The following is a 19750-nucleotide window of genomic DNA, read 5'->3' as shown; positions in this document are numbered from 1 at the left end:
CGTGCCCGCGCCACCCCCGGTGGCGCGGGCACTCGCCTACGTACGGGCTGCCGTACGCCCGGGCTGCCCGTACGGGCGAGCGCCGCGCACGCGGCGGGGTGGCTCGAGGGTCACCGGACGCGGGCGCGGTGCTCCATCGCCTCGCGGGCCGCGTGCTCCGCCTCGTACACCTCGCACATGTGCCGACCGTCCGGCGTCGCCGTGTGCTCCACCTCCCACAGACTCCGCTCCGTGCCGTCGAGCAGCAGGAACGCATGCTCGTAGAGAGTGAAGCCCGCGTCCTTTCCGTCCACCCTGCACTGACGCCCGAAGACCTGGGTGATGTGGTGGGCGAAGGCGCTGCGCAGCAGGCGGGCCGTCTCGTCACCCGGCCGGTCCGCGTTCTCCGCGCGGCGCAGCACCCTGCGGGCGTGGTCCGCGGAGTCGTCGGGGACGTACATCGGCGGCAGCGGCGCGGGAGGCGGTGCCATCAGCGCGGTGAGCAGTTCCAAATCGGCGTCGAGATCGACGCCGAGCTCCTGCTCGAACGCGACGCCCGGCCCGCCGGAGTCACCCGCACCGGCGAATCCGGGGAACCCGGCCGGCAGCCGTGAGGCCGCCAGCCGCGCCTCCGACTCCTCCGTGTAGAGCTCGTGTTGCTCCGTGCCCTCGCGGCCCGTGTTGTGCACCAGCTCCCACAGCACGAGGGAACTGCCGTCACCGAGCAGATAGGCATGGCGGTAGGTGGCCCTGTGCAGTGCCGCGCTGTGGTGCGAGGAGTGCAGCGAACTGGCGTGTGCCAGCGCGGAGTCGAGCCGCTCGACCGTCGTGTCGGGCAGGTCGAAGGAGTTGAGCGCCCGACCCAGGAGTCGCTCGAGGTGCGTCTCGGTTGTCTCGTAGGGATCGATCGGATCGTTCAAGAGGGGTCTCCAGGCCGTCGCCAAAAGTCACTCGGTGATTGCTAAAAGTAGCGCTTCGATGCGGCGGTGCGCTTCCGGGTCGGGTAAAACGAAGGGGCGCGTGGAAGAAGTTCCCGCACGCCCCCAACTCGGCTGTCCGTTAAGTCAGTCGATGCCGTACAACTCCCCGTACGAAGGGAAGCTGCCGCCCGGTCCGTCGACACCGGTGGCCGTCCGCACGGCGCGCACGATCGCCCGGGTCACCATGTCGGCACCCGCCGCCAGCACTTCGTTGAGTGCGAGCGGATTCTCGGAGTCCAGCTCCGTCGAGCCCGTGGCCAGCGCGAACACCGTGTCGCCGTCGTTGAGGAGGTGCACGGGCCGCACGGCGCGTGCGATGCCGTCGTGCGCCGTGCCCGCGAGCTTGTGCGCCTGCGCGCGAGTGAGGTCGGCGTCGGTGGCGACAACCGCGAGGGTCGTGTTCAGCGGCGGCGGTCCGTTCTTCTCCCGGGCCTCGGCCAGCCGAAGCTGCGCCGCTGCGTGGACCGCGGAGGTGGGGAACGCCGCCCGGTCGGCCCCCTCGGTGACGAACTCGCCGTACAGGGCGCCGGTCCGGGGGTCGACGGCCGAGCCGACGGCGTTCGCCACGACGAGCGCCGCGACCGTGATCCCGGAGTCGAGGACGATGCTCGCCGTGCCAACCCCGCCCTTGAAGTGGCCGATCACCGCGCCGGTCCCGGCGCCGACCGCCCCCTCCTCGACCGGCGCGCCCTCCGCCGTGGCGGCTGCCGCCTCCACGGCCGCGCGTCCCGTCGAGGCGTTCGGCCGGGCATGCCAGTCACCACCGCGTCCGAGATCGAAGACGCATGCGGCGGGTACGACCGGCACGACCTGCGAGGGGTCCGGGCCCACCCGTACGCCGCGACCCTGCTCCTCCAGCCAGGCCATCACCCCGGCGGCCGACTCGAGGCCGAACGCGCTGCCGCCGGTCAGCACGATCGCCTCGATGCGCTGGACGACGTTGCGCGGATCAAGTGCGTCCGTCTCGCGGGTGCCGGGTCCGCCGCCCCTGACATCCACAGCGGCGACGGCTCCGCCCTCCGGCGCGAGGACGACAGTGGTGCCGCTGAGGGCGCCGACGCCGGCTACCTGCGCATGACCGACCCGCAGGCCGGTCACATCCGTGAGCCCGTCGGCCCGGCCTTCGACCCTGCTCATAACGACCATGTACGCCAGGTTAGTTGGGTGCGGCACGCGCCGTGGTGTGACCGCGGCGGCCCGGCGTGGGCTCCATCGTGTCTCCGGCGGGCCTCGAGTCCTGCGGCCGAGATCGCGGTGCCCGTGCCCGCTGTCCCGTGCCCGTGTCCGCTGTCCCGTGGCCAGATGTCCGGTGCGCGGCCGCCCCGGCCCGGCTGCCGGCCCTGCGGCGCCGAGTCCCGCCAGAACCGGCCGGAGCGCGAGATCCGGAGCGCGAGCGGTATCCGCAGATCCGGCCGGCCGGCGGCTACGGCGACGACCCCGGGGCCACGCACCCCGTCCCGGCGCCCAGGGCGGGCAGGGAGCCGGCACGGCCCTTGAAGCTCAGCCCCCGGCTGGGGCCGGCGGGCCCCGTCGTCGCGGGCCGGTTGTGGGGTCTGGCCGCCGTGGGGGACGAGTGGACGAGAGGCGGGACCCGTACCGCGTGGCGGGGTGCGGCCTTTCTGATCCCCTGGTGCCGGGTGGTCCCGGGCCCGTGGTGGCTCGACCCCAGGGACCGCTGACCGGCCGGCGGTCTGCCGCCGTACCCTGGAGGCATGAGCACCGCCCCCACCCCCGGCCCGCGTGATGCGAAGCAGCCCGGACAGCAGGACCTTGAGCCGAGGCTGATCTTCGACGATCCGCTGGACCAGCAATCGGCGGACGATACGGACCGCGGGTGGGGCGAGCGGCCTCTTTCGAGCGGCGACAGTGCCGCCGACCTCGCGCGCTTCCTCGAAGAGAAGCCGCCCCACCACATCTGAGCCGTCCGGGACCGTCCGGTCCGCCGGCCGCCTCAGCGGCTGTCGCCGGCTCCCGGCACATCCGACGGGCCGGAGGTTCCCCCGGATCCCGGGGCTCCCGGACCGCGCTGCGCCACCAGTGCGTCGCGGATCTCCTTCAGTACCTCCAGCTCGCTCACCTCGAGCGTCTCCTGCACGCCTTCCTTCGCCTTCTGCGCAGCGGCACGGCGAGCCAGGTACTTCGCCATGGGCAGCACCATGAGGAAGTAGACGACGGCCGCGGTGATCAGGAACTGCAGGGCCGCGCCGAGTACGGAGCCCCACATGATCTGGATGCCCTGCATCTCGCCGTCGACCACCTTGCAGGGGTCCTTCAGGCAGGAGCTGTAGGCGTCCAGGTCCTTCGTGCCGAATGCTCCGACGAGGGGGTTGATCACACCCTTCACCACCGCGTTCACGATGTTGGTGAAGGCGGCGCCGATGACGACCGCGACCGCGAGGTCGATCACATTGCCACGCGTCAGGAAGGCCTTGAAACCTTCGAGCAGACTCGGGTTCTTCTCGCTCACGAATGAGCCTCTTCTCATGAATTCCGGAGGGGAGTGGGACTGCCTGGCAACCTACGGCAGCGCCGGCCCACGTTGTCCAATCCATCCCCTTCAGGAGGTGACCCGGCGCGACACCTGTACGAGTCAGCACACCGTCACCGCCAGCCGGGACGTCGCCCCCGCACCGGCCAGCTCCGCCGCCGTGGCACGCGGCACCGACAGGACGACCAGGGCGCCGTCCTCCGACGAGCCCTCGTCGGCGTCGGGGACCTCGGCCACCCGGACGCCCGATGCCACGACCCGCGCCTCCGGAGCCTCCCCGACGGCCGGGTCGGGGGCCGCGATCACGTCCACGTGGTCGCCGGGCCGGAGCAGTCGCACCGTGGCGGCGTCCGCGATCCGCACGGGTGCGGACACCAGCGCGGCGGCCGGTCGCCGTTCGTGCGCCGGAGCCGCGGCCACCGGCACGGCGGCGCCCGGTCCATTGTCCGCGGGGCGTCCGTGCGCGGGACCGGTGGCGTCGGTCCCGCGGGCCGTCGACGCCGCAAGCGCCGCCGCCGTCACCGCCAGGCCCGCTGCCATCGTCCGCCGCTGCCGCCACAGCGCGCGTCGCAGTCGCTGAGCCCCGCCGCGGACCCGCAGCGGGGCGAACGCCGGTACGCCGAGGGGCTCCGGCGCGGGAGAAGGAGGAGGAGAGGAAGGCAGAAAGGACATGACACGCACCGCCTTGCGAGGAGTGGCCCGAGCCCGGCGCCCGTGACCGACCGCTCCTCACGATCCACGGTTCGGCCGCGGTCCGCCGCGGCCTGTGGACAGGCACGAAGATGTGGACAACTCGCTCACCGGAAAGCGTGAGTGTGCCGTTCCGGACGCCTACGGAAGCCGGATGCCCGGATCGACGCCGCCGAGCGCGCCGGCGCACGAGCAGGATCGCTCGTCGTTCGCGGGAAGCTCCGCCACCGCGTCGAACAGCACGTCGCGCAGCCGGTCGACATTGGCCGCGAACACCTTCAGCACCTCTTCGTGCGAGACGCCCTCGCCCGCCTCCGCGCCCGCGTCCAGGTCCGTGACGAGGGTGATCGACGTGTAGCAGAGCTCGAGTTCGCGGGCGAGCACGGCTTCCGGGTGCCCCGTCATGCCGACCACCGACCAGCCCATGGCGGCGTGCCACCGGGACTCGGCCCGGGTCGAGAAGCGCGGTCCTTCGACGACGACGAGGGTCCCGCCGTCCACCGGCTCCCAGTCGCGCCCACGCGCCGCGTCGAGCACCGTCCTGCGCCCACGCGGACAGTACGGATCGGCCGGCGACACGTGCACCACGTTGGGAACGGTGTCGTCCGGCAGCGGCAGACCGTCGAAGTACGTCTGCACGCGCCCCTTCGTACGGTCGACGAACTGGTCGGGCACGAGAAGCGTGCCGGGGCCGTACTCGGGCCGCAGACCACCGACCGCGCACGGGCCCAGCACCTGGCGGGCCCCCACGGACCGCAGTGCCCAGAGGTTGGCGCGGTAGTTGATGCGGTGCGGCGGCAGGTGGTGACCGCGCCCGTGACGGGGGAGGAAGGCGACCCGCCGGCCGGCGAGCTCACCGAGGAACAACGAGTCGCTGGGAGGTCCGTAGGGGGTCTCGACCTGGACCTCTGTGACGTCCTCCAGGAAGGAGTAGAGGCCCGAGCCGCCGATCACGCCGATTTCCACAGGCCCGGCCGTTGCGCCGGTGTTCGAGTTCGTCGCCATGGCGATCACAGTAGCCGCACGCGGACACGCCAAGAACCCCGTCGTGGATGCTGCTGCGACGGGGTTCTCGAAGCGTAAGAAGTCAGGCGGCGGAGCCGGACGCGCTCGACGAGGACGAGGCCGACGACGTGGAGGAAGAGGACGACGCCGCCTTGGAGTCCGACGACTTCGTGCTCGTCGTGGTGGACGGGGAAGACGAGGACGTCGACGCCGGCGAACTGCTCGACGTGGAGCCGCGGCTGTCGTTCCGGTAGAAGCCGGAACCCTTGAACACGATGCCGACCGCCGAGAACACCTTCTTCAGGCGTCCGTCACAGCTGGGGCACACGGTCAGGGCGTCATCGGTGAACTTCTGCACCGCCTCGAGGCCCTCGCCGCATTCGGTGCACTGGTACTGGTAGGTCGGCACTTGTCTTCCTCCTGGCACTCTCACTCGATGAGTGCTAACGACGCTCTATAGTGACGTATTCCGTCGGATCAGTCCACCGTCACCGGCACGCGGTGACCGACCCCACGCGCCGCGACCCGTCCGGAGGCCCTCGGTGCCAGCCGCGAGCGCAGCGTGACGAGAGTCGCCAGCGCGAGCGCCGTGCCCGCCAGCGGCACGGCGAAACCGGCGCTCGCGCCGTATCCGTCGGCCAGCCGTCCGGCCACCGTCACGGCGGCCGCCTGGCCGAGCGCCACCGCGCCCGTCAGCCAGGTGAAGGCCTCTGTGCGGGCCGAAGCCGGGACCAGCGAGTCGACGAGCGTGTAGCCCGTGATCAGCGCGGGGGCGATGAACAGTCCGACGACCAGGCCGAGTGCCCCGAGCAGCACCACGGAGTGCGTGGTCCACAGCAGGGACGCCGCGACGGTGAGGCCGGCGTAACCGGCTATCAGGCGCCGGCGGGGTCCGATCTTCCAGGCGACGGCACCGACGGCGACACCGGCGAGCATGTTGCCTGCGGCGAAGAGCCCGTAGAGCAGGCCGTTCATGCCGGGCTGTCCGATCTCCTGCGTGAAGGCGGTCAGCGAGACCTGCATGCCGCCGAAGACCGAGCCGATGCCGAGGAAGGCCACCGCCAGTACCCGCACGCCCGGCACGGAGAGCGCCGAGGCGCGCTTCGCCTGTGCGTCGGCGAGGGAGTGGCCGTGGGCCGGCTGGGTCCGGCGCTGGGCGGCGAAGAGCAGGCCGCCGGCCAGGGTGAGCGCGGACTCGGCGATCAGACCGGCCGCGGGGTGGATCCCGGTGCACAGGGCGGTCGCCAGCACGGGGCCGACGACGAACGTGAACTCGTCCGTCACGGACTCGAAGGCCGCGGCCGTCGACATCAGAGGCGAGCCCTGGAGCCGTGCGGCCCAGCGGGCGCGCACCATCGGACCGACCTGCGGAACAGAGGCGCCGGTCGGCACGGCCGCGGCGAACAGGGCCCACAGGGGGGCGCCGCCGAGGGCCAGGGCAGTGAGCGCGGCACCCGACGCCGTGTGGACGAGCACGCCGGGCAGCAGCACCGCACGCTGGCCGAAGCGGTCGGCGAGCTTGCCGCTCTGCGGTGCGAAGAGGGCCATGGACACGCCGGTGACGGCGGCGACGGCGCCGGCACTGCCGTACGAGCCGGTGGTGTGCTGGACCAGCAGGACGATGCCGATGGTGAGCATCGCGAAGGGCTGGCGGGCGGCGAACCCGGGAAGCAGGAACGTCCAAGCGCCTGCGGTACGCAGCAGCTGCCCGTAACCAGGACGCTTGTCGGTAGCGACCGTGGACTCCACGGTCCTTGCCTTTCTGCCGCCTGGTAGCGCTCCCCTGGGTGTCGGGAGCCGCCGAGAGCTGTCCTCTTGCGCGGAACTGCGGTAGATACCGGGGTCCGCTGAGGGGGACTCCGCGGCCGCCATACGGTCGCGCCAGCTCTGCGTCAGGCAGAGTTGGTCGATCAGTGTGCCTTCATGGTACAGGCACTTTTCCTGGCCACTCCTGGGAAATGACAGGGATCACGTTCCGTATTCCTGCGATTCACGCGAATCGCAGGAATACGGAGGGAAATACGTGACGGAATGCTGGGCCTGTCATCTCGGCCTGGTGCGGGTGCCCCCGCCGGTGCCCAGCCATCCAGCCAGCTTTCCGCCCTGGCCGACCGCCCGCAGACGCCGCTCGGCGGCGTCCCTGACGGGGTCGGTCGCGACCACGAGAAGCTCGTCCCCGTGACGGAGCACCGTCGCGGGCTGCGGTACGAAACTCTTGCCTTCGCGTACGACGAGGGTGACCGCGGAACCCGCCGGGAGGCGCAGTTCGCCGACCTCCACGCCGTGCATCTTCGATCCTTTGGGGATCGCGACCGACAGCAGGTGTCCGCGCAGCCGCTCCAGGGGCGCGGACTCGACGCCCAGGTCGGCCGCCTCCGACGCGTCGCCCAGCCGCAGCCGCCGCGCCAGCCATGGCAGCGTCGGACCCTGCACCAGGGTGTAGACGATCACCAGGACGAAGACGATGTTGAAGATCCGGTCGTTGTCCTCGACGCCCGACACCATGGGGATGGTCGCGAAGATGATGGGCACGGCGCCGCGGAGGCCCGCCCAGGACATCAGCACCTGCTCCTGCCAGGGGATACGGAAGGGGAAGAGGCTGATGAACACCCCGACCGGACGTGCGACCACGGTCAGTATCAGACCGACCACGACCGCGGGCCAGAAGTCGCCGAGCAGCTCGTGCGGCGTGACCAGCAGGCCGAGCAGGACGAACATGCCGATCTGGGCGAGCCAGCCCAGACCTTCGGCGAATCCCCGGTTGGCCGGGGCGTGCGGCAGTTTCGCGTTCCCGAGGATCATCGAGGCGAGATAGACGGCGAGGAAGCCGCTGCCGTGTGCCATGGCGCCCGCCGCGTAGGCCATGACCGCGATGGCGATGACCGCGATCGGGTAGAGGCCGGAGGCGGGCAGGGCGACGTGCCGCAGCGCGAAGGCGCCGAGCCAGCCGATCGCCAGACCGATGACCGCACCGATCGCCAGCTCCAGCGCGATCTCGCCGACCAGCATGTACCAGGACTCGATCGGCCCGGTCGACGAGAAGGCCACCACCAGGATCACCACGGGGGCGTCGTTGAAACCGGATTCGGCCTCGAGCGCTCCTGTCACGCGGGACGGCAGCGGCACTTTGCGCAGTACGGAGAAGACCGCGGCGGCGTCGGTCGAGGAGACGACCGCGCCGACGATCAGAGCCTGCTGCCACTCCAGGCCCACCAGGTAGTGGGCGGCGGTCGCGGTGACTCCGACGCTCACCGCGACGCCGGCCGTCGCCAGAGCGGCGGCCGCGGGCAGCGCGGGTTTGATCTCTTTCCACTTCGTGCCCAGTCCACCTTCGGCCAGGATCACCACGAGTGCGGCGTAGCCGATCACCTGTGTCAGTTCGGCGTCGTCGAACTTGACGTCGAGCAGGCCGTCCTGGCCCATGGCGATCCCGATGCCGAGATACAGCAGCAGGCTGGGCAGACCGCTGCGCGACGAGATGCGCACGGCTGCCACGGCGATGAGCAGAACGAGCGAGCAGACAAGCAGGAGTTCGTTGAGCTGGTGGACAGTCAGTGGCCGATCCTTCCCCTCGCGCCTGGCAGCCGGATCTTCGTTCCGGCGGGCGACACTTCGTTACCTTACCTAATCTTTAACGTTTCCTTGACGGTCTGATGATCTGTTTGTCCGATGGCGAAGCCGCCTTGTGGATGCCGCGTCCGGGCCGGTCGGGCGCTGCGCCTAGAGTTGCCTCAGCATTCCCAGGACCACCCTGCCCCTCGAAGGACAGCGATGCCCGCCAACACAACCGCCTCTTCCCCCAAGAAGAAGAAGGGGCGACGCGCCCGCCTGCTCGTGCTCGTCCTGGTGCTGGCGCTCGTCGCGGGCGTCGGATACGGGACGTACTGGAGCATCAGTACGGTGCGTGCCTCGTTCCCGCAGACCACCGGCTCGATCCAACTCGACGGGCTCGGCGGCCGGGTCGAGGTCAAGCGGGACGGCTACGGCATCCCGCAGATCTACGCGGACACCGACGAGGACCTGTTCCGCGCCCAGGGCTTCGTCCAGGCGCAGGACCGCTTCTGGGAGATGGACGTCCGCCGGCACATGACCTCCGGCCGGCTCTCCGAGATGTTCGGCTCCGGCCAGGTCGAGACGGACGCCTTCCTCCGCACGCTCGGCTGGCGCCGGGTCGCCCAGCAGGAGTACGACACCAAGCTCGCGCCGGAGACGAAGAAGTTCCTCCAGGCGTACTCGGAGGGCGTCAACGCGTATCTCAAGGGGCGCTCGGCGGACGAGATCTCGGTCGAGTACGCGGCGCTGTCCTTCACCAACGACTACAAGCCCGAGCCGTGGTCACCGGTCGACTCGGTGGCCTGGCTCAAGGCGATGGCCTGGGACCTGCGCGGGAACATGGAGGACGAGATCGATCGCTCCCTGCTGACCAGCAGGCTCAGCGAGAAGCAGATCAAGGACCTCTACCCGTCCTATCCGTTCGACCGGAACAAGCCGATCGTGCAGCAGGGCGGCATCAGCCAGGCCACCGGGAAGTTCGACCCGGCGGCCAAGCCCTCCGACCTCGGCGACGGCTCCGCGGAGGGAAACACGGGCAACGGCACCGGAAACGGCTCGGGCACCGGGAACGGCACCGGCACGGGAATCGGGAACGCCTCCGACGCGGTCTCCGGCCTCGGCTCGCAACTGTCGTCGCTCTCCGACACCCTCGACGCGATCCCGGCGCTGCTCGGCCCCAGCGGCAACGGCATCGGCTCCAACTCCTGGGTGGTCGCGGGCGCCAACACGACGACCGGCAAGCCCCTGCTGGCCAATGACCCGCACCTCGCCCCGCAGCTCCCCTCGCTCTGGTACCAGATGGGTCTGCACTGCCGCGAGACCTCGCAGAAGTGCCGCTACGACGTCGCCGGCTACACCTTCTCCGGCATGCCGGGCGTGATAATCGGCCACAACCAGGACATCGCCTGGGGCTTCACCAACCTCGGCGCCGACGTCACCGACCTCTACCTCGAGAAGCTCTCCGGGGACAGCTACCTGGTCGGCGACGAGGAGAAGAAGCTGACCACCCGCACGGAGGTCATCAAGGTCGCCGGCGGTGCCAGCAAGACCATCACCGTCCGCTCCACCGGTCACGGCCCCCTGGTCTCCGACCGCAGCGAGGAACTGGAGAAGGTCGGCCAGCGGGCCCCCGTCTCCAATGCCGCGCCCGACCGCGGCTCCGGCTACGGCGTCGCCCTGCAGTGGACCGCTCTGCAGCCCGGCAACACGATGGACGCCGTCTTCGAGCTCAACCGGGCCGGTGACTTCCAGAGTTTCCGCAAGGCCGCGCAGAAGTTCGAGGTGCCCTCGCAGAACCTGATCTACGCCGACACCGAGGGCAACATCGGCTACCAGGCCCCGGGCCGGATCCCGGTCCGTGCCCAGGGTGACGGCTCCACGCCTGCCCCCGGCTGGGACCCGGCGTACAAGTGGACCGACTACATCCCCTTCGACGAGCTGCCGTACGAGTACAACCCCGACCGCGGCTACATCGTCACCGCCAACCAGGCCGTCATCGACACCGAGAAGTACCCGTACCTGATCACCAAGGACTACGGCTACGGCGCCCGCAGCCAGCGGATCAACGACCTCATCGAGTCGAAGATCGAAGGCGGCGGCAAGATCTCGACCGAAGACATGCGCACCATGCAGACGGACAACAGCAGCGAGATCGCGAAGCTGCTCACGCCCCATCTGCTGAAGATCGACATCTCCGACCCGTACGTGCGCGAGGCGCAGAAGCTGCTGGAGGGCTGGGACTACACCCAGGAGCCGGACTCGGGCGCAGCCGCCTACTTCAACGCGGTGTGGCGCAACGTCCTCAAGCTGGCCTTCGGCAACAAGCTCCCCAAGGAACTGCGTGTCGAGGGCGAGTGCCTCAGCGTCCGGCCCGCCGACAGCACGGCCCCGGACGACGATCTCGAGGAGCGGGTGCGCGAGTGCGGCCAGCGTGACGCCGATTCGGCCCAGCCGGACGGCGGCGACCGCTGGTTCGAGGTGGTGCGACGCCTGCTGAAGGACCCGGACAACACCTGGTGGCAGTCGCCCAGGACCCGTACGGAGCAGGCGACCGACAGCCGTGACGAGCTCCTCGCCCGGGCCATGGTGGACGCCCGTTGGGAGCTGACCGCAAAGCTCGGCAAGGACGCGTCCAGCTGGAGCTGGGGCCGCCTGCACCAGTTGACGCTGAAGAACCAGACGCTCGGCACCGCCGGCCCGGGCTTCCTGCAGTTCGTGCTCAACCGTGGTCCGTGGAACCTGGGCGGCGGCGAGGCCGCGGTCAACGCCACCGGCTGGAACGCTGCGGGCGGCTACGAAGTCGTGTGGGTGCCCTCGATGCGGATGGTCGTGAACGTCGGCGAGTGGGACCAGTCCCGGTGGATCAACCTCACCGGTGCGTCGGGTCACGCGTACAACGCGCACTACACCGACCAGACCGACAAGTGGGCCGAGGGCGAGTTGCTGGACTGGCCCTACAGCGCGAACGCGGTGTCGGCCGGGACCGTCGACACCCTCACTCTCCACCCCGCGGGCCAGTCGGTCCCGTGAACCGGCTGACACCCCCGGGTGTCACCACAGCGTGCACGGGGTGGTCGTGCGGTTCCGCCGGAACCCGCTCGACCACCTCGTTCGCGTAGAGGAGCACCACGAGCGCCGGGTGCGCCCCGGCGGCCGACAGGCGGGCCAGTACGCGGTCGTACGAGCCTCCGCCGCGGCCGAGCCGCATGCCGTCCGAGTCCACCGCGAGGCCGGGCAGCAGGACGGCGCCCGCCGTGACCACGGCAGCCGGACCGAGCCGTTCCCCGTCCGGCTCCAGCAGCCCCCGTCCGGCGCGCTCGAGGTGGTCCTCCCCTCGGTAGATTCCCCAGTCCAGGTCGTTGTCCTCGAGCAGCACCGGCAGCAGGACGCGAACGCCTCTGGCGCGCAACGCGTCGAGCAGTGCCCGTGTGCCGGGCTCCTTGCCGACGGAGACGTACGCCGCGACGGTGTCGGCGCGGGTCAACTCGGGAAGGCTCAGCGCGTGCCGGGCGAGAACCGCGGCGGTCTCCTGGACGTCCTGAACGGACAGGAGCCGTCGTGCGTCCAGGAGTTCACCCCTGAGTCGGCTCTTTTCGGACATCTCCATGCTCATGGTCCACCTGCAGCCATCTCGTACACGTCTTCGTCCTGTACATGTCTTTATGGGGACGAAGTTAACCGGAACATCATCTTCCGCCCATAGTCAGCGGCTAGGGTTCCACCCATGACTCAGTCGCACCCCAGGATCAGCAAGGCTGTCATCCCGGCCGCAGGCCTCGGCACCCGGTTCCTGCCGGCAACCAAGGCCACTCCCAAAGAGATGCTGCCTGTGGTCGACAAGCCCGCGATTCAGTACGTCGTCGAGGAGGCCGTCTCCGCCGGTCTCTCCGACGTGCTCATGATCACGGGTCGCAACAAGCGCCCGCTCGAGGATCACTTCGACCGCAACTACGAGCTCGAGGAGGCGCTCACCCGCAAGGGCGACGCCGGGCGGCTCGCGAAGGTCCAGGAGTCCAGCGATCTGGCCACCATGCACTACGTGCGCCAGGGCGACCCGCGCGGCCTCGGCCACGCGGTGCTGTGTGCCGAGCCGCATGTGGGGGACCAGCCCTTCGCCGTCCTCCTCGGCGACGACCTGATCGATCCGCGCGACCCGTTGCTCGCCCGCATGGTCGAGATCCAGGAGCGTGAGGGCGGCAGCGTCATCGCGCTGATGGAGGTCGATCCCTCCCAGATCCACCTCTACGGCTGCGCCGCCGTGAAGCCGACCGGCGAGGGCGACGTCGTCAAGATCACCGACCTGGTGGAGAAGCCCGACACGGCCGACGCCCCCAGCAACCTGGCGATCATCGGCCGTTACGTGCTCGACCCCGCCGTCTTCGGCATACTGCGCGAGACCCAGCCGGGCCGCGGCGGCGAGATCCAGCTCACCGACGCCCTCCAGAAGCTCGCGGAGCTGGACCAGTCGGCCACGCCCGAGGCGGGCGGCGCCGGTGGCCCGGTCCACGGTGTGATCTTCAAGGGCCGCCGATACGACACCGGTGACCGCGGCGACTACCTGCGTGCCATTGTCAGACTCGCGTGCGAACGTGAGGACCTGGGCCCGGAGTTCCGGGACTGGCTTCGCAGTTTTGTGACCGAGGAGATGTAGGACCGTGAGCAGCACGACCTGGTCGGTCGACGACCACCTCGAGGACATCCTCGCCGCGATCCGCCCGCTCGACCCGATCGAGCTGCAGTTGCCGGACGCGCAGGGCTGTGTCCTCGTGGAGGACGTCACCGTCCCCGTCGCGCTGCCACCGTTCGACAACAGCTCCATGGACGGCTACGCGGTCCGGGTCGCCGATGTCGCGGGCGCCACGGAGGAGTTCCCCTCCGTTCTCACCGTCATCGGCGACGTGGCCGCGGGCAGCGACGGCCTGCCCACCGTCGGTCCCGGCCAGGCCGCCCGCATCATGACCGGAGCCCCCCTGCCGCCCGGCGCGCAGGCCGTGGTCCCGGTCGAGTGGACCGACGGCGGCAGCGGCGGGGGAGCGGCGCAGACCATGCTCCCCGCCGGTGAGGCCCCCGAGGGCGCGAGCGGCGAGGTCCGTATCCACCGGCCCGTCGAGGAGCGTGCCCATGTGCGTGCCCGCGGCAGTGACGTGCAGGCGGGCGACCTCGCCCTCCCGGCCGGCACGGTCCTCGGCCCGCCCCAGATCGGCCTGCTCGCGGCGATCGGCCGCCACGCGGTGCGGGTCCGCCCCCGCCCCCGGGTGGTCGTCCTGTCCACCGGCAGCGAACTCGTCCAGCCCGGTGAGAAGTTGACCGAGGGCAGGATCTACGACTCCAACAGCTTCGCGCTCGCCGCCGCCGCGCGGGACGCCGGTGCGATCTCCTACCGGGTCGGCGCGGTCACCGATGACGCGGAGACCCTGCGCGCCACCATCGAGGACCAGCTGGTCCGCGCCGATCTGCTGGTCACCACGGGCGGCGTGAGTGTCGGCGCGTACGACGTGGTGAAGGAGGCGCTCGCCTCAGTCGGTGACGAGGACGAGCCGGGCAGCGGGATCGACTTCCGCAAGCTCGCCATGCAGCCGGGCAAGCCCCAGGGCTTCGGTTCCATCGGGCCGGATCACACCCCGCTGCTCGCCCTGCCCGGCAACCCGGTCTCGTCGTACGTCTCCTTCGAACTGTTCGTCCGCCCCGCGATCCGTACGCTCATGGGCCTGCCGGACGTGAACCGCCCGACGGTCCGGGCGGTGCTGAAGGCGGACAAGGCGCTCGGCTCCCCGGCCGGCAAGCGCCAGTTCCTCCGCGGCACGTACGACGCCGAGTCCGCCGGAGTAACCCCCGTCGGCGGCGCCGGCTCCCACCTGATCGCGGCGCTCGCCCACGCCAACTGTCTGATCGTCGTCCCGGAGTCCGAGACATCCGTCGAGCCCGGCACGGAGGTCGGCGTGGTCCTCCTAAGCTGACAGGTCGCCTGTGGCGGTACCGTGTCTGACCACACAGGCCCTGACGGGACCGGACCGGGAGCACAGGCGCACATGAGTACGCACGGCAGGCTGACGCACATCGACGAGGCGGGGGCGGCCCGCATGGTCGACGTATCCGGGAAGGACGTCACCGCCCGGACCGCACGCGCGACCGGCCGCGTCCTCGTCTCCCCGCACGTCGTGGAGTTGCTCCGCGGCGAGGGTGTCCCCAAGGGCGACGCGCTCGCCACGGCGCGGATCGCCGGGATCATGGGTGCCAAGCGCACACCCGACCTGATCCCCCTCTGCCACCCCCTCGCGGTCTCCGGGGTGAAGCTCGACCTGTCGGTCACCGACGACGCCGTCGAGATCGCCGCCACGGTGAGGACGACGGACCGCACGGGCGTGGAGATGGAGGCGCTCACAGCGGTCTCCGTGGCCGCCCTCACGGTCGTGGACATGGTCAAGGCCGTCGACAAGGCGGCCGTCATCACCGACATCCGCGTCGAGGAGAAGACCGGCGGCAAGTCCGGGGACTGGACCAGAGAGGGATCGCGGACAGCGCCGGAGACAGACGGAGCCTCCGCATGACCGCCGCCCACGCCACGGCCCCGTACCGGGCACTCGTCGTCACCGCCTCCAACCGGGCTTCGGCCGGGGTGTACGAGGACAGGGGCGGTCCGGTCATCGCAGAGAAGCTCACCGCCCTCGGCTTCGCCGTCGACGGCCCCCGGGTGGTCCCCGACGGGGACCCGGTCGGCGAGGCGCTGCGCGAGGGTGTGGCCGACCGGTACGACGTCATCGTCACCACCGGCGGCACGGGCATCTCGCCCACCGACCGCACCCCCGACGTCACTCGCGCCCTCTTGGACCACGAGGTCCCCGGCATCCCAGAAGCGATCCGCGCCCACGGCCGGGCGAAGGTGCCCACCGCCGTGCTGTCGCGCGGGGTCGCCGGAGTCGCCGGCCGCACCCTGATCGTCAACCTCCCGGGATCCACCGGCGGCGTACGGGACGGCCTCGCGGTACTGGAACAGATCCTGCGCCACGCTGTCGACCAGCTGCGCGGCGGCGATCATCCCGGCGAGTCATGAGCGTCAGCTGGCCGGTCGTCCTGGTGGACGGTGAGATCACCCTCCGCCCCATAAAACTGCGTGACCAGCGGACATGGCGTGAGGTGAACCGGCGCAACCGCGACTGGCTGCGCCCCTGGGAGGCGACGGTCCCGCCGCCCACGCCCGGTGGCCCGCTCATCCAGCGCCCGACGTACCGGCAGATGGTGCGTCATCTGCGCGCGGAGGCGGGCGCGGGCCGGATGCTGCCCTTCGTCATCGAGTACCAGGACCGGCTCGTCGGCCAGCTGACGGTGGCCGGGATCACCTGGGGCTCGATGTGCTCGGGGCACGTCGGCTACTGGGTGGACCGGAGCGTCGCCGGCCGGGGGGTCATGCCGACGGCCGTCGCTCTTGCCGTGGACCACTGCTTCCGCGCGGTCGGACTGCACCGGATCGAGGTGTGCATTCGGCCCGAGAACGGACCCAGTCGCCGTGTCGTGGAAAAGCTCGGATTCCGCGAGGAGGGGATGCGTCCACGCTATCTCCACATCGACGGTGCCTGGAGGGACCATCTCGTCTTCGCGCTGACGGCGGAGGAGGTGCCGGAAGGCATGCTCAACCGCTGGCACCAGGCACGACCCGGTACAGCCCGGAAATGAAATAAGTGTTCGAAATTGGTCGCCCTCGACCATGAATCGATCTCAACAATCACAAAAAAAGTCTGTGATATCAGCCAGATCGTGCGACACACCGAGCCAATTGGCGGATGCCGTTGTGCAAATCCCTCTACGGTGTGTTGCGTGAGCAGCAGCGGCCTCATCTACGCAGTCATTGTCGGGGCCTGGGCCGCCTACTTGGTGCCGATGTGGCTCCGCAGGCAGGACGAGCTGAACGAGGCCCGTCCGACGGAACGCTTCTCCACCGCCATCCGGCTCCTGTCCGGACGCGGGGCGATGGAGCGCCGGTACGCCAAGGAGCTGCGGGAACGCACCGCCGAGCAGCCCGAGCACGACGCAGACCCGGATGCCGCCACGGACCGTTTGAGTTCCGTGGACGTCCGGGCCTTCGCCGCGCCCCGCACCGAAGTCCGCCGGGACGTTCCCGAGAGCGCCGAGCAGGAGGTGGACCGGCCCGCGGGCCGGGCCCCCACCCGCCGCCCGGCCCCGGGCCGGCGGCCCGATCGCGCCGCGGCGGCCGAGCGCGCGCGGCGCAGCAGGGTCCTCGCCCGGCGCAGACGTACGACCACGGTCCTCTTCCTCGCCTTCACGGTCGGGGCGGTCGTCGCGGCGGTCGGCGGGCTCGGATTCCTGTGGGCGCCCGCTCTCCCGGCGGTGCTGCTCAGTGCCTACATCATGCAGATGCGCGCCCAGGAACGGCGGCGCTTCGCGTTCACGATGGACCGGCAGCGGGCGGAGGCCGCGGCTCAGCGGCTGCGCGAGAACCGTACGGGCCGGCACCCGGCGGCGGACGCGGCCGAGGCCGCCGGCGAAGAACCCGCGGAACACGCGGAGCCCGAGCCGGCCCCGAAGCTCTCGCCGCAGGAGGCGGGCCGCAGGGCGCTGGTCGAGCAGACCGACCACGCGGAGTGGGTGGACCAGCAGCGCCAGCGCGGTCCCGCGACCGGCGACAGCTGGGAACCGGTCCCAGTGCCGCTGCCGACCTATGTCACCGCCCCCGTGGCGCCGCGCGCCGCGAGCGGTGTGGACGTCAGCGATCCGGAGACGTGGAGTGCGGCCCGCTCCTCGACCGCCGAGCCGACCGCGGCTCGGCGCGAGACGCCCGACCCGGCCGCGGACCCCACCGCGGGCCGCCGCGCGTCCCAGCCGCGCCGCGCCCGCGACCGCGGACGCACGCCGCTCTTCGACCAGTACGCGGACGAGGACCGGCCGCGCGCGGCCAACGAGTGAGACCGGGCGGACGAGTGGTGCCCGCCTCCGGGTGGTGCCTGTGACCTGCGCGGCGACCTGCGGGGAACGGATTTCCAAGCACCCCGATCGGGATGCTAGAGTTTCACTCGTTGCAAGGGCCTGTGGCGCAGTCTGGTAGCGCACCTCGTTCGCATCGAGGGGGTCTGGGGTTCAAATCCCCACAGGTCCACCGCAGCTGAGAGCCCCAGTCGGATTCATCCGGCTGGGGCTCTCGCCTTTCGTACAGCAGCGTCGTTCGGTCGCGCTGTGGCTGATGCTCGGCGGGGCAGCCGCAGTGCGGGCAGTCCGCGGCAGTCGCCGACCAGCGACTCACGCAGCCGGGCAGCCGCCGTCTGCGCTTCTGCCGGCGCACCCCGCGTCGTACGGTCGCCCACCGACCTCCTGGGCCTCATCGGGTCTCCGGGGCCGCCCGGCCCGCCGGTGGAACCACTCGCCGAGCCGCGATCCGCTCATCAGCCCACCCGCGAACATGAACAGCCCGGCCGACGCCATGGACGCGAGTGTCGCGGCCTCCTCGGTGTCCAGGCCGCTCTGCCGCACCAGTGGACCGACCAGTGCTCCGGCCCAGAGCACCAGCAGCGCGACTCCCCGGACCTGGATGCCCCACGGACTGACACGGCGCCGGACACGTCCGGGCGCCCAGCCCCGCAACAAGGCGATGGCCAGGGGCAGTACGAACGCTGACCAGCCGATCACGAAGACGCCTGTGAGCACGGCACATACTCCTTGTCCTGTCGGAGAATCCGCCCATCGAACAGAGGCGGTTCTCCGTCGCCCGTCGTCAACCACGACGCCGCGTCGACGATCCCGCCCACTGCCCGGGACAGTCACTGCCGTGTCCCGGCAGTCTTGCGCGTTGTTGAGCCCCGCGTGATGCGGCGACGGCACGTTGCGCCGTGAGTCTGCGCCGTGAGTCTGCGCCGTGAGGCATGCCAGGGGCGTAGAGGGTCCTCCCCCGGTGGACGGAGGAGGATGGTTCCGGCAGTCGATGTCGTGCCGCCGCGGCGATGCGATGTTCGATGCATGAATCGTGTGACGGGAACGACGAGTGCACCCTGGCGGGCGTGGTGGCAGCGCCGGCCGTACTGGGCGGGCCGGGCGACGAGGACCTGGGGGGTGGCGTACGCCGGTTTCGGGCTGGCGTGTGCGCTGAGTGGGACATCCGTCTTCCAACTGGGCCGCGTTTCCGGGCCCTCGGCGCTGGGCTGGGCGGTCGTGGCGGTGGGGGTTCTGGCGGTCCTGGCCTGTGACGCGGTGGCGCGTCACGGGCTGCGGCCGGCGTCGCGAGCGCTGCTGTGGGTCCTGTGCGTGCTGGCCGGGATCGCCGCGTTCGGTCTGCTGATGGACGTCGTCACACTGCTCTTCGGCCAGGGGGTGGACAGTGGAGTGACCGCTGCGCACCACGTGTTGGCGGCGACCGGGGCCCTGCTGCTCGCCGCCACCGCTCGGCCGTCCGGCCGGCCGTCCGCCGCAGGCGTGATGCGGCCTCCGTCAGCAGGCTCCCGGTCGGTCCAGCTCGCCGCCTTCGCCGGGACGGTGGCCTTTCTCCCGTACATGGCCATGAAGTTCGTCTGGGTGTCCGGCGGCACCTTCGCGGGGACGACCCGCGAGGAGATGGTCGCGATCTCCGAGCACAACGGCGCGTCGGAGATCTGGCTCTCCCTGGAATCCTGGGGCCTGGACGGCACCGTGATGCTGGCCGTGCTCGGCGTCTTCCTGCTGTGGGGCCTGGTCCGTCCCTGGGGTCAGGTGTTCCCGCGCTGGACGCTGTGGCTGCGCGGCCGGCGCGTCCCGCGTCGGCTCCCCCTGGTCCCGGCCTTCATCGGGGCCGCCACCCTCGCTCCGTACGGGGTGTTCGGGCTGGTCTACACGACCCTGTGCACGGCCGGTGTTCTCGAGATGCGGCGTGGTGACTTCGACTCCTCGAGCGACGCGCTGCTGGTCGCCTGGATCGGCCTGTCCGCGTTCGCCGTCTACGGGGTCGCTCTCATCGTGGCGGCCCGCTCCTACTGGCTCCGGACCCGTACCGACCAGCCGGCCGCGGGGTGACGCGGCGCGGCGCCCGTCGGCAGGGGCCCTGGCGGATCCATCCGCCGGGGCCCCTGCTCGTCACGGT

General features: G+C 70.9%; 19 protein-coding genes and 1 tRNA gene. 10 read left to right on the top strand and 10 right to left on the bottom strand.

From position 1 onward, the window contains the following. Positions 1 to 110: 110 nt before the first annotated feature. Both ACFYV1_RS18440 and ACFYV1_RS18435 read right to left on the bottom strand, forming a co-directional pair. Positions 111 to 899 (bottom strand): DUF6227 family protein, encoded by a 789-nt coding sequence (locus ACFYV1_RS18440; protein ID WP_389396544.1) that lies wholly within the window; start codon positions 897 to 899, stop codon positions 111 to 113. 144 nt (positions 900 to 1043) lie between these two features. Further along, positions 1044 to 2105, bottom strand: coding sequence for a P1 family peptidase (locus ACFYV1_RS18435; RefSeq protein ID WP_389396543.1), 1062 nt, complete (start codon positions 2103 to 2105; stop codon positions 1044 to 1046). 566 nt (positions 2106 to 2671) lie between these two features. On the opposite strand from ACFYV1_RS18435, the gene ACFYV1_RS18430 reads away from it, so the two are divergent. Then, positions 2672 to 2878 carry a hypothetical protein gene (locus ACFYV1_RS18430; protein WP_389396542.1) on the top strand — a complete coding sequence of 69 codons (207 nt, stop codon included), beginning with the start codon at positions 2672 to 2674 and terminating at the stop codon, positions 2876 to 2878. A 32-nt stretch (positions 2879 to 2910) separates the two neighbouring features. On the opposite strand, the gene ACFYV1_RS18425 is transcribed toward ACFYV1_RS18430, so the two are convergent. The 6 genes from ACFYV1_RS18425 to ACFYV1_RS18400 all read right to left on the bottom strand — a co-directional run bounded on the left by ACFYV1_RS18425 (position 2911) and on the right by ACFYV1_RS18400 (position 8697). Beyond that, positions 2911 to 3426 (bottom strand): MscL family protein, encoded by a 516-nt coding sequence (locus ACFYV1_RS18425; protein ID WP_389396541.1) that lies wholly within the window; start codon positions 3424 to 3426, stop codon positions 2911 to 2913. Positions 3427 to 3549: 123 nt separating this feature from the next. Next, complete coding sequence (locus ACFYV1_RS18420; protein WP_389396540.1) at positions 3550 to 4119, bottom strand: RcpC/CpaB family pilus assembly protein; 570 nt, start codon at positions 4117 to 4119, stop codon at positions 3550 to 3552. A 159-nt stretch (positions 4120 to 4278) separates the two neighbouring features. Then, positions 4279 to 5142: an S-methyl-5'-thioadenosine phosphorylase gene (locus ACFYV1_RS18415; protein ID WP_389396539.1), complete on the bottom strand. Its 864-nt coding sequence runs from the start codon at positions 5140 to 5142 to the stop codon at positions 4279 to 4281. A gap of 82 nt (positions 5143 to 5224) precedes the next feature. Next, positions 5225 to 5551 carry an FmdB family zinc ribbon protein gene (locus tag ACFYV1_RS18410; protein ID WP_389396538.1) on the bottom strand — a complete coding sequence of 109 codons (327 nt, stop codon included), beginning with the start codon at positions 5549 to 5551 and terminating at the stop codon, positions 5225 to 5227. 68 nt (positions 5552 to 5619) lie between these two features. Then, positions 5620 to 6891: an MFS transporter gene (locus ACFYV1_RS18405; RefSeq protein WP_389396537.1), complete on the bottom strand. Its 1272-nt coding sequence runs from the start codon at positions 6889 to 6891 to the stop codon at positions 5620 to 5622. Between the two features lie 294 nt (positions 6892 to 7185). Continuing rightward, positions 7186 to 8697, bottom strand: coding sequence for a potassium/proton antiporter (locus tag ACFYV1_RS18400; protein WP_389396895.1), 1512 nt, complete (start codon positions 8695 to 8697; stop codon positions 7186 to 7188). A gap of 216 nt (positions 8698 to 8913) precedes the next feature. Between ACFYV1_RS18400 and ACFYV1_RS18395 the strand changes: the two genes are divergently transcribed. Then, the gene (locus tag ACFYV1_RS18395; protein ID WP_389396536.1) at positions 8914 to 11724 is read left to right on the top strand and encodes a penicillin acylase family protein; all 2811 of its coding nucleotides are present in this window, start codon (positions 8914 to 8916) and stop codon (positions 11722 to 11724) included. Here the strand turns inward: ACFYV1_RS18395 and ACFYV1_RS18390 are convergent. Beyond that, entirely contained in the window at positions 11690 to 12307 is a 618-nt protein-coding gene (locus tag ACFYV1_RS18390; RefSeq protein ID WP_389396535.1) for a 5-formyltetrahydrofolate cyclo-ligase, read from the bottom strand. The genes ACFYV1_RS18395 and ACFYV1_RS18390 overlap by 35 nt on opposite strands. A gap of 111 nt (positions 12308 to 12418) precedes the next feature. Here ACFYV1_RS18390 and galU point away from each other — a divergent pair, with 111 nt between their 5' ends. The 7 genes from galU (at position 12419) to ACFYV1_RS18355 (ending at position 17803) form a co-directional block, all read left to right on the top strand. Then, entirely contained in the window at positions 12419 to 13345 is a 927-nt protein-coding gene (gene galU / locus ACFYV1_RS18385) for a UTP--glucose-1-phosphate uridylyltransferase GalU (protein WP_389396534.1), read from the top strand. Between the two features lie 4 nt (positions 13346 to 13349). Beyond that, positions 13350 to 14651: a gephyrin-like molybdotransferase Glp gene (glp, locus tag ACFYV1_RS18380; RefSeq protein ID WP_389396533.1), complete on the top strand. Its 1302-nt coding sequence runs from the start codon at positions 13350 to 13352 to the stop codon at positions 14649 to 14651. Between the two features lie 72 nt (positions 14652 to 14723). Then, positions 14724 to 15242 carry a cyclic pyranopterin monophosphate synthase MoaC gene (gene moaC / locus ACFYV1_RS18375; protein WP_389396532.1) on the top strand — a complete coding sequence of 173 codons (519 nt, stop codon included), beginning with the start codon at positions 14724 to 14726 and terminating at the stop codon, positions 15240 to 15242. Further along, positions 15239 to 15745, top strand: a complete 507-nt coding sequence (locus ACFYV1_RS18370) for a molybdenum cofactor biosynthesis protein B (RefSeq protein WP_389396531.1) — start codon at positions 15239 to 15241, stop codon at positions 15743 to 15745. Before moaC ends, ACFYV1_RS18370 begins: the two co-directional genes overlap by 4 nt. After that, positions 15742 to 16365, top strand: a complete 624-nt coding sequence (locus ACFYV1_RS18365; protein WP_389396530.1) for a GNAT family N-acetyltransferase — start codon at positions 15742 to 15744, stop codon at positions 16363 to 16365. The genes ACFYV1_RS18370 and ACFYV1_RS18365 overlap by 4 nt, the downstream gene beginning before the upstream one ends. Before the next feature lie 141 nt (positions 16366 to 16506). Further along, a complete protein-coding gene (gene glpR / locus ACFYV1_RS18360; protein WP_389396529.1) occupies positions 16507 to 17613 on the top strand; it encodes a gephyrin-like molybdotransferase receptor GlpR in 1107 nt (368 codons plus the stop codon). Between the two features lie 116 nt (positions 17614 to 17729). Beyond that, positions 17730 to 17803, top strand: a tRNA-Ala gene (locus ACFYV1_RS18355). A 140-nt stretch (positions 17804 to 17943) separates the two neighbouring features. Here ACFYV1_RS18355 and ACFYV1_RS18350 read toward each other — a convergent pair. After that, positions 17944 to 18348 carry a hypothetical protein gene (locus ACFYV1_RS18350; protein WP_389396528.1) on the bottom strand — a complete coding sequence of 135 codons (405 nt, stop codon included), beginning with the start codon at positions 18346 to 18348 and terminating at the stop codon, positions 17944 to 17946. Positions 18349 to 18657: 309 nt separating this feature from the next. Here ACFYV1_RS18350 and ACFYV1_RS18345 point away from each other — a divergent pair, with 309 nt between their 5' ends. Continuing rightward, complete coding sequence (locus ACFYV1_RS18345; RefSeq protein WP_389396527.1) at positions 18658 to 19683, top strand: hypothetical protein; 1026 nt, start codon at positions 18658 to 18660, stop codon at positions 19681 to 19683. Positions 19684 to 19750 lie beyond the last annotated feature (67 nt).

Origin of the sequence: Streptomyces sp. NPDC003023 (genome assembly GCF_042888225.1) — a bacterium.
Lineage (GTDB): Bacteria > Actinomycetota > Actinomycetes > Streptomycetales > Streptomycetaceae > Streptomyces.
Note: the sequence above shows the minus strand (reverse complement) of the source record. Positions and strands in the feature narration are given on the sequence as shown.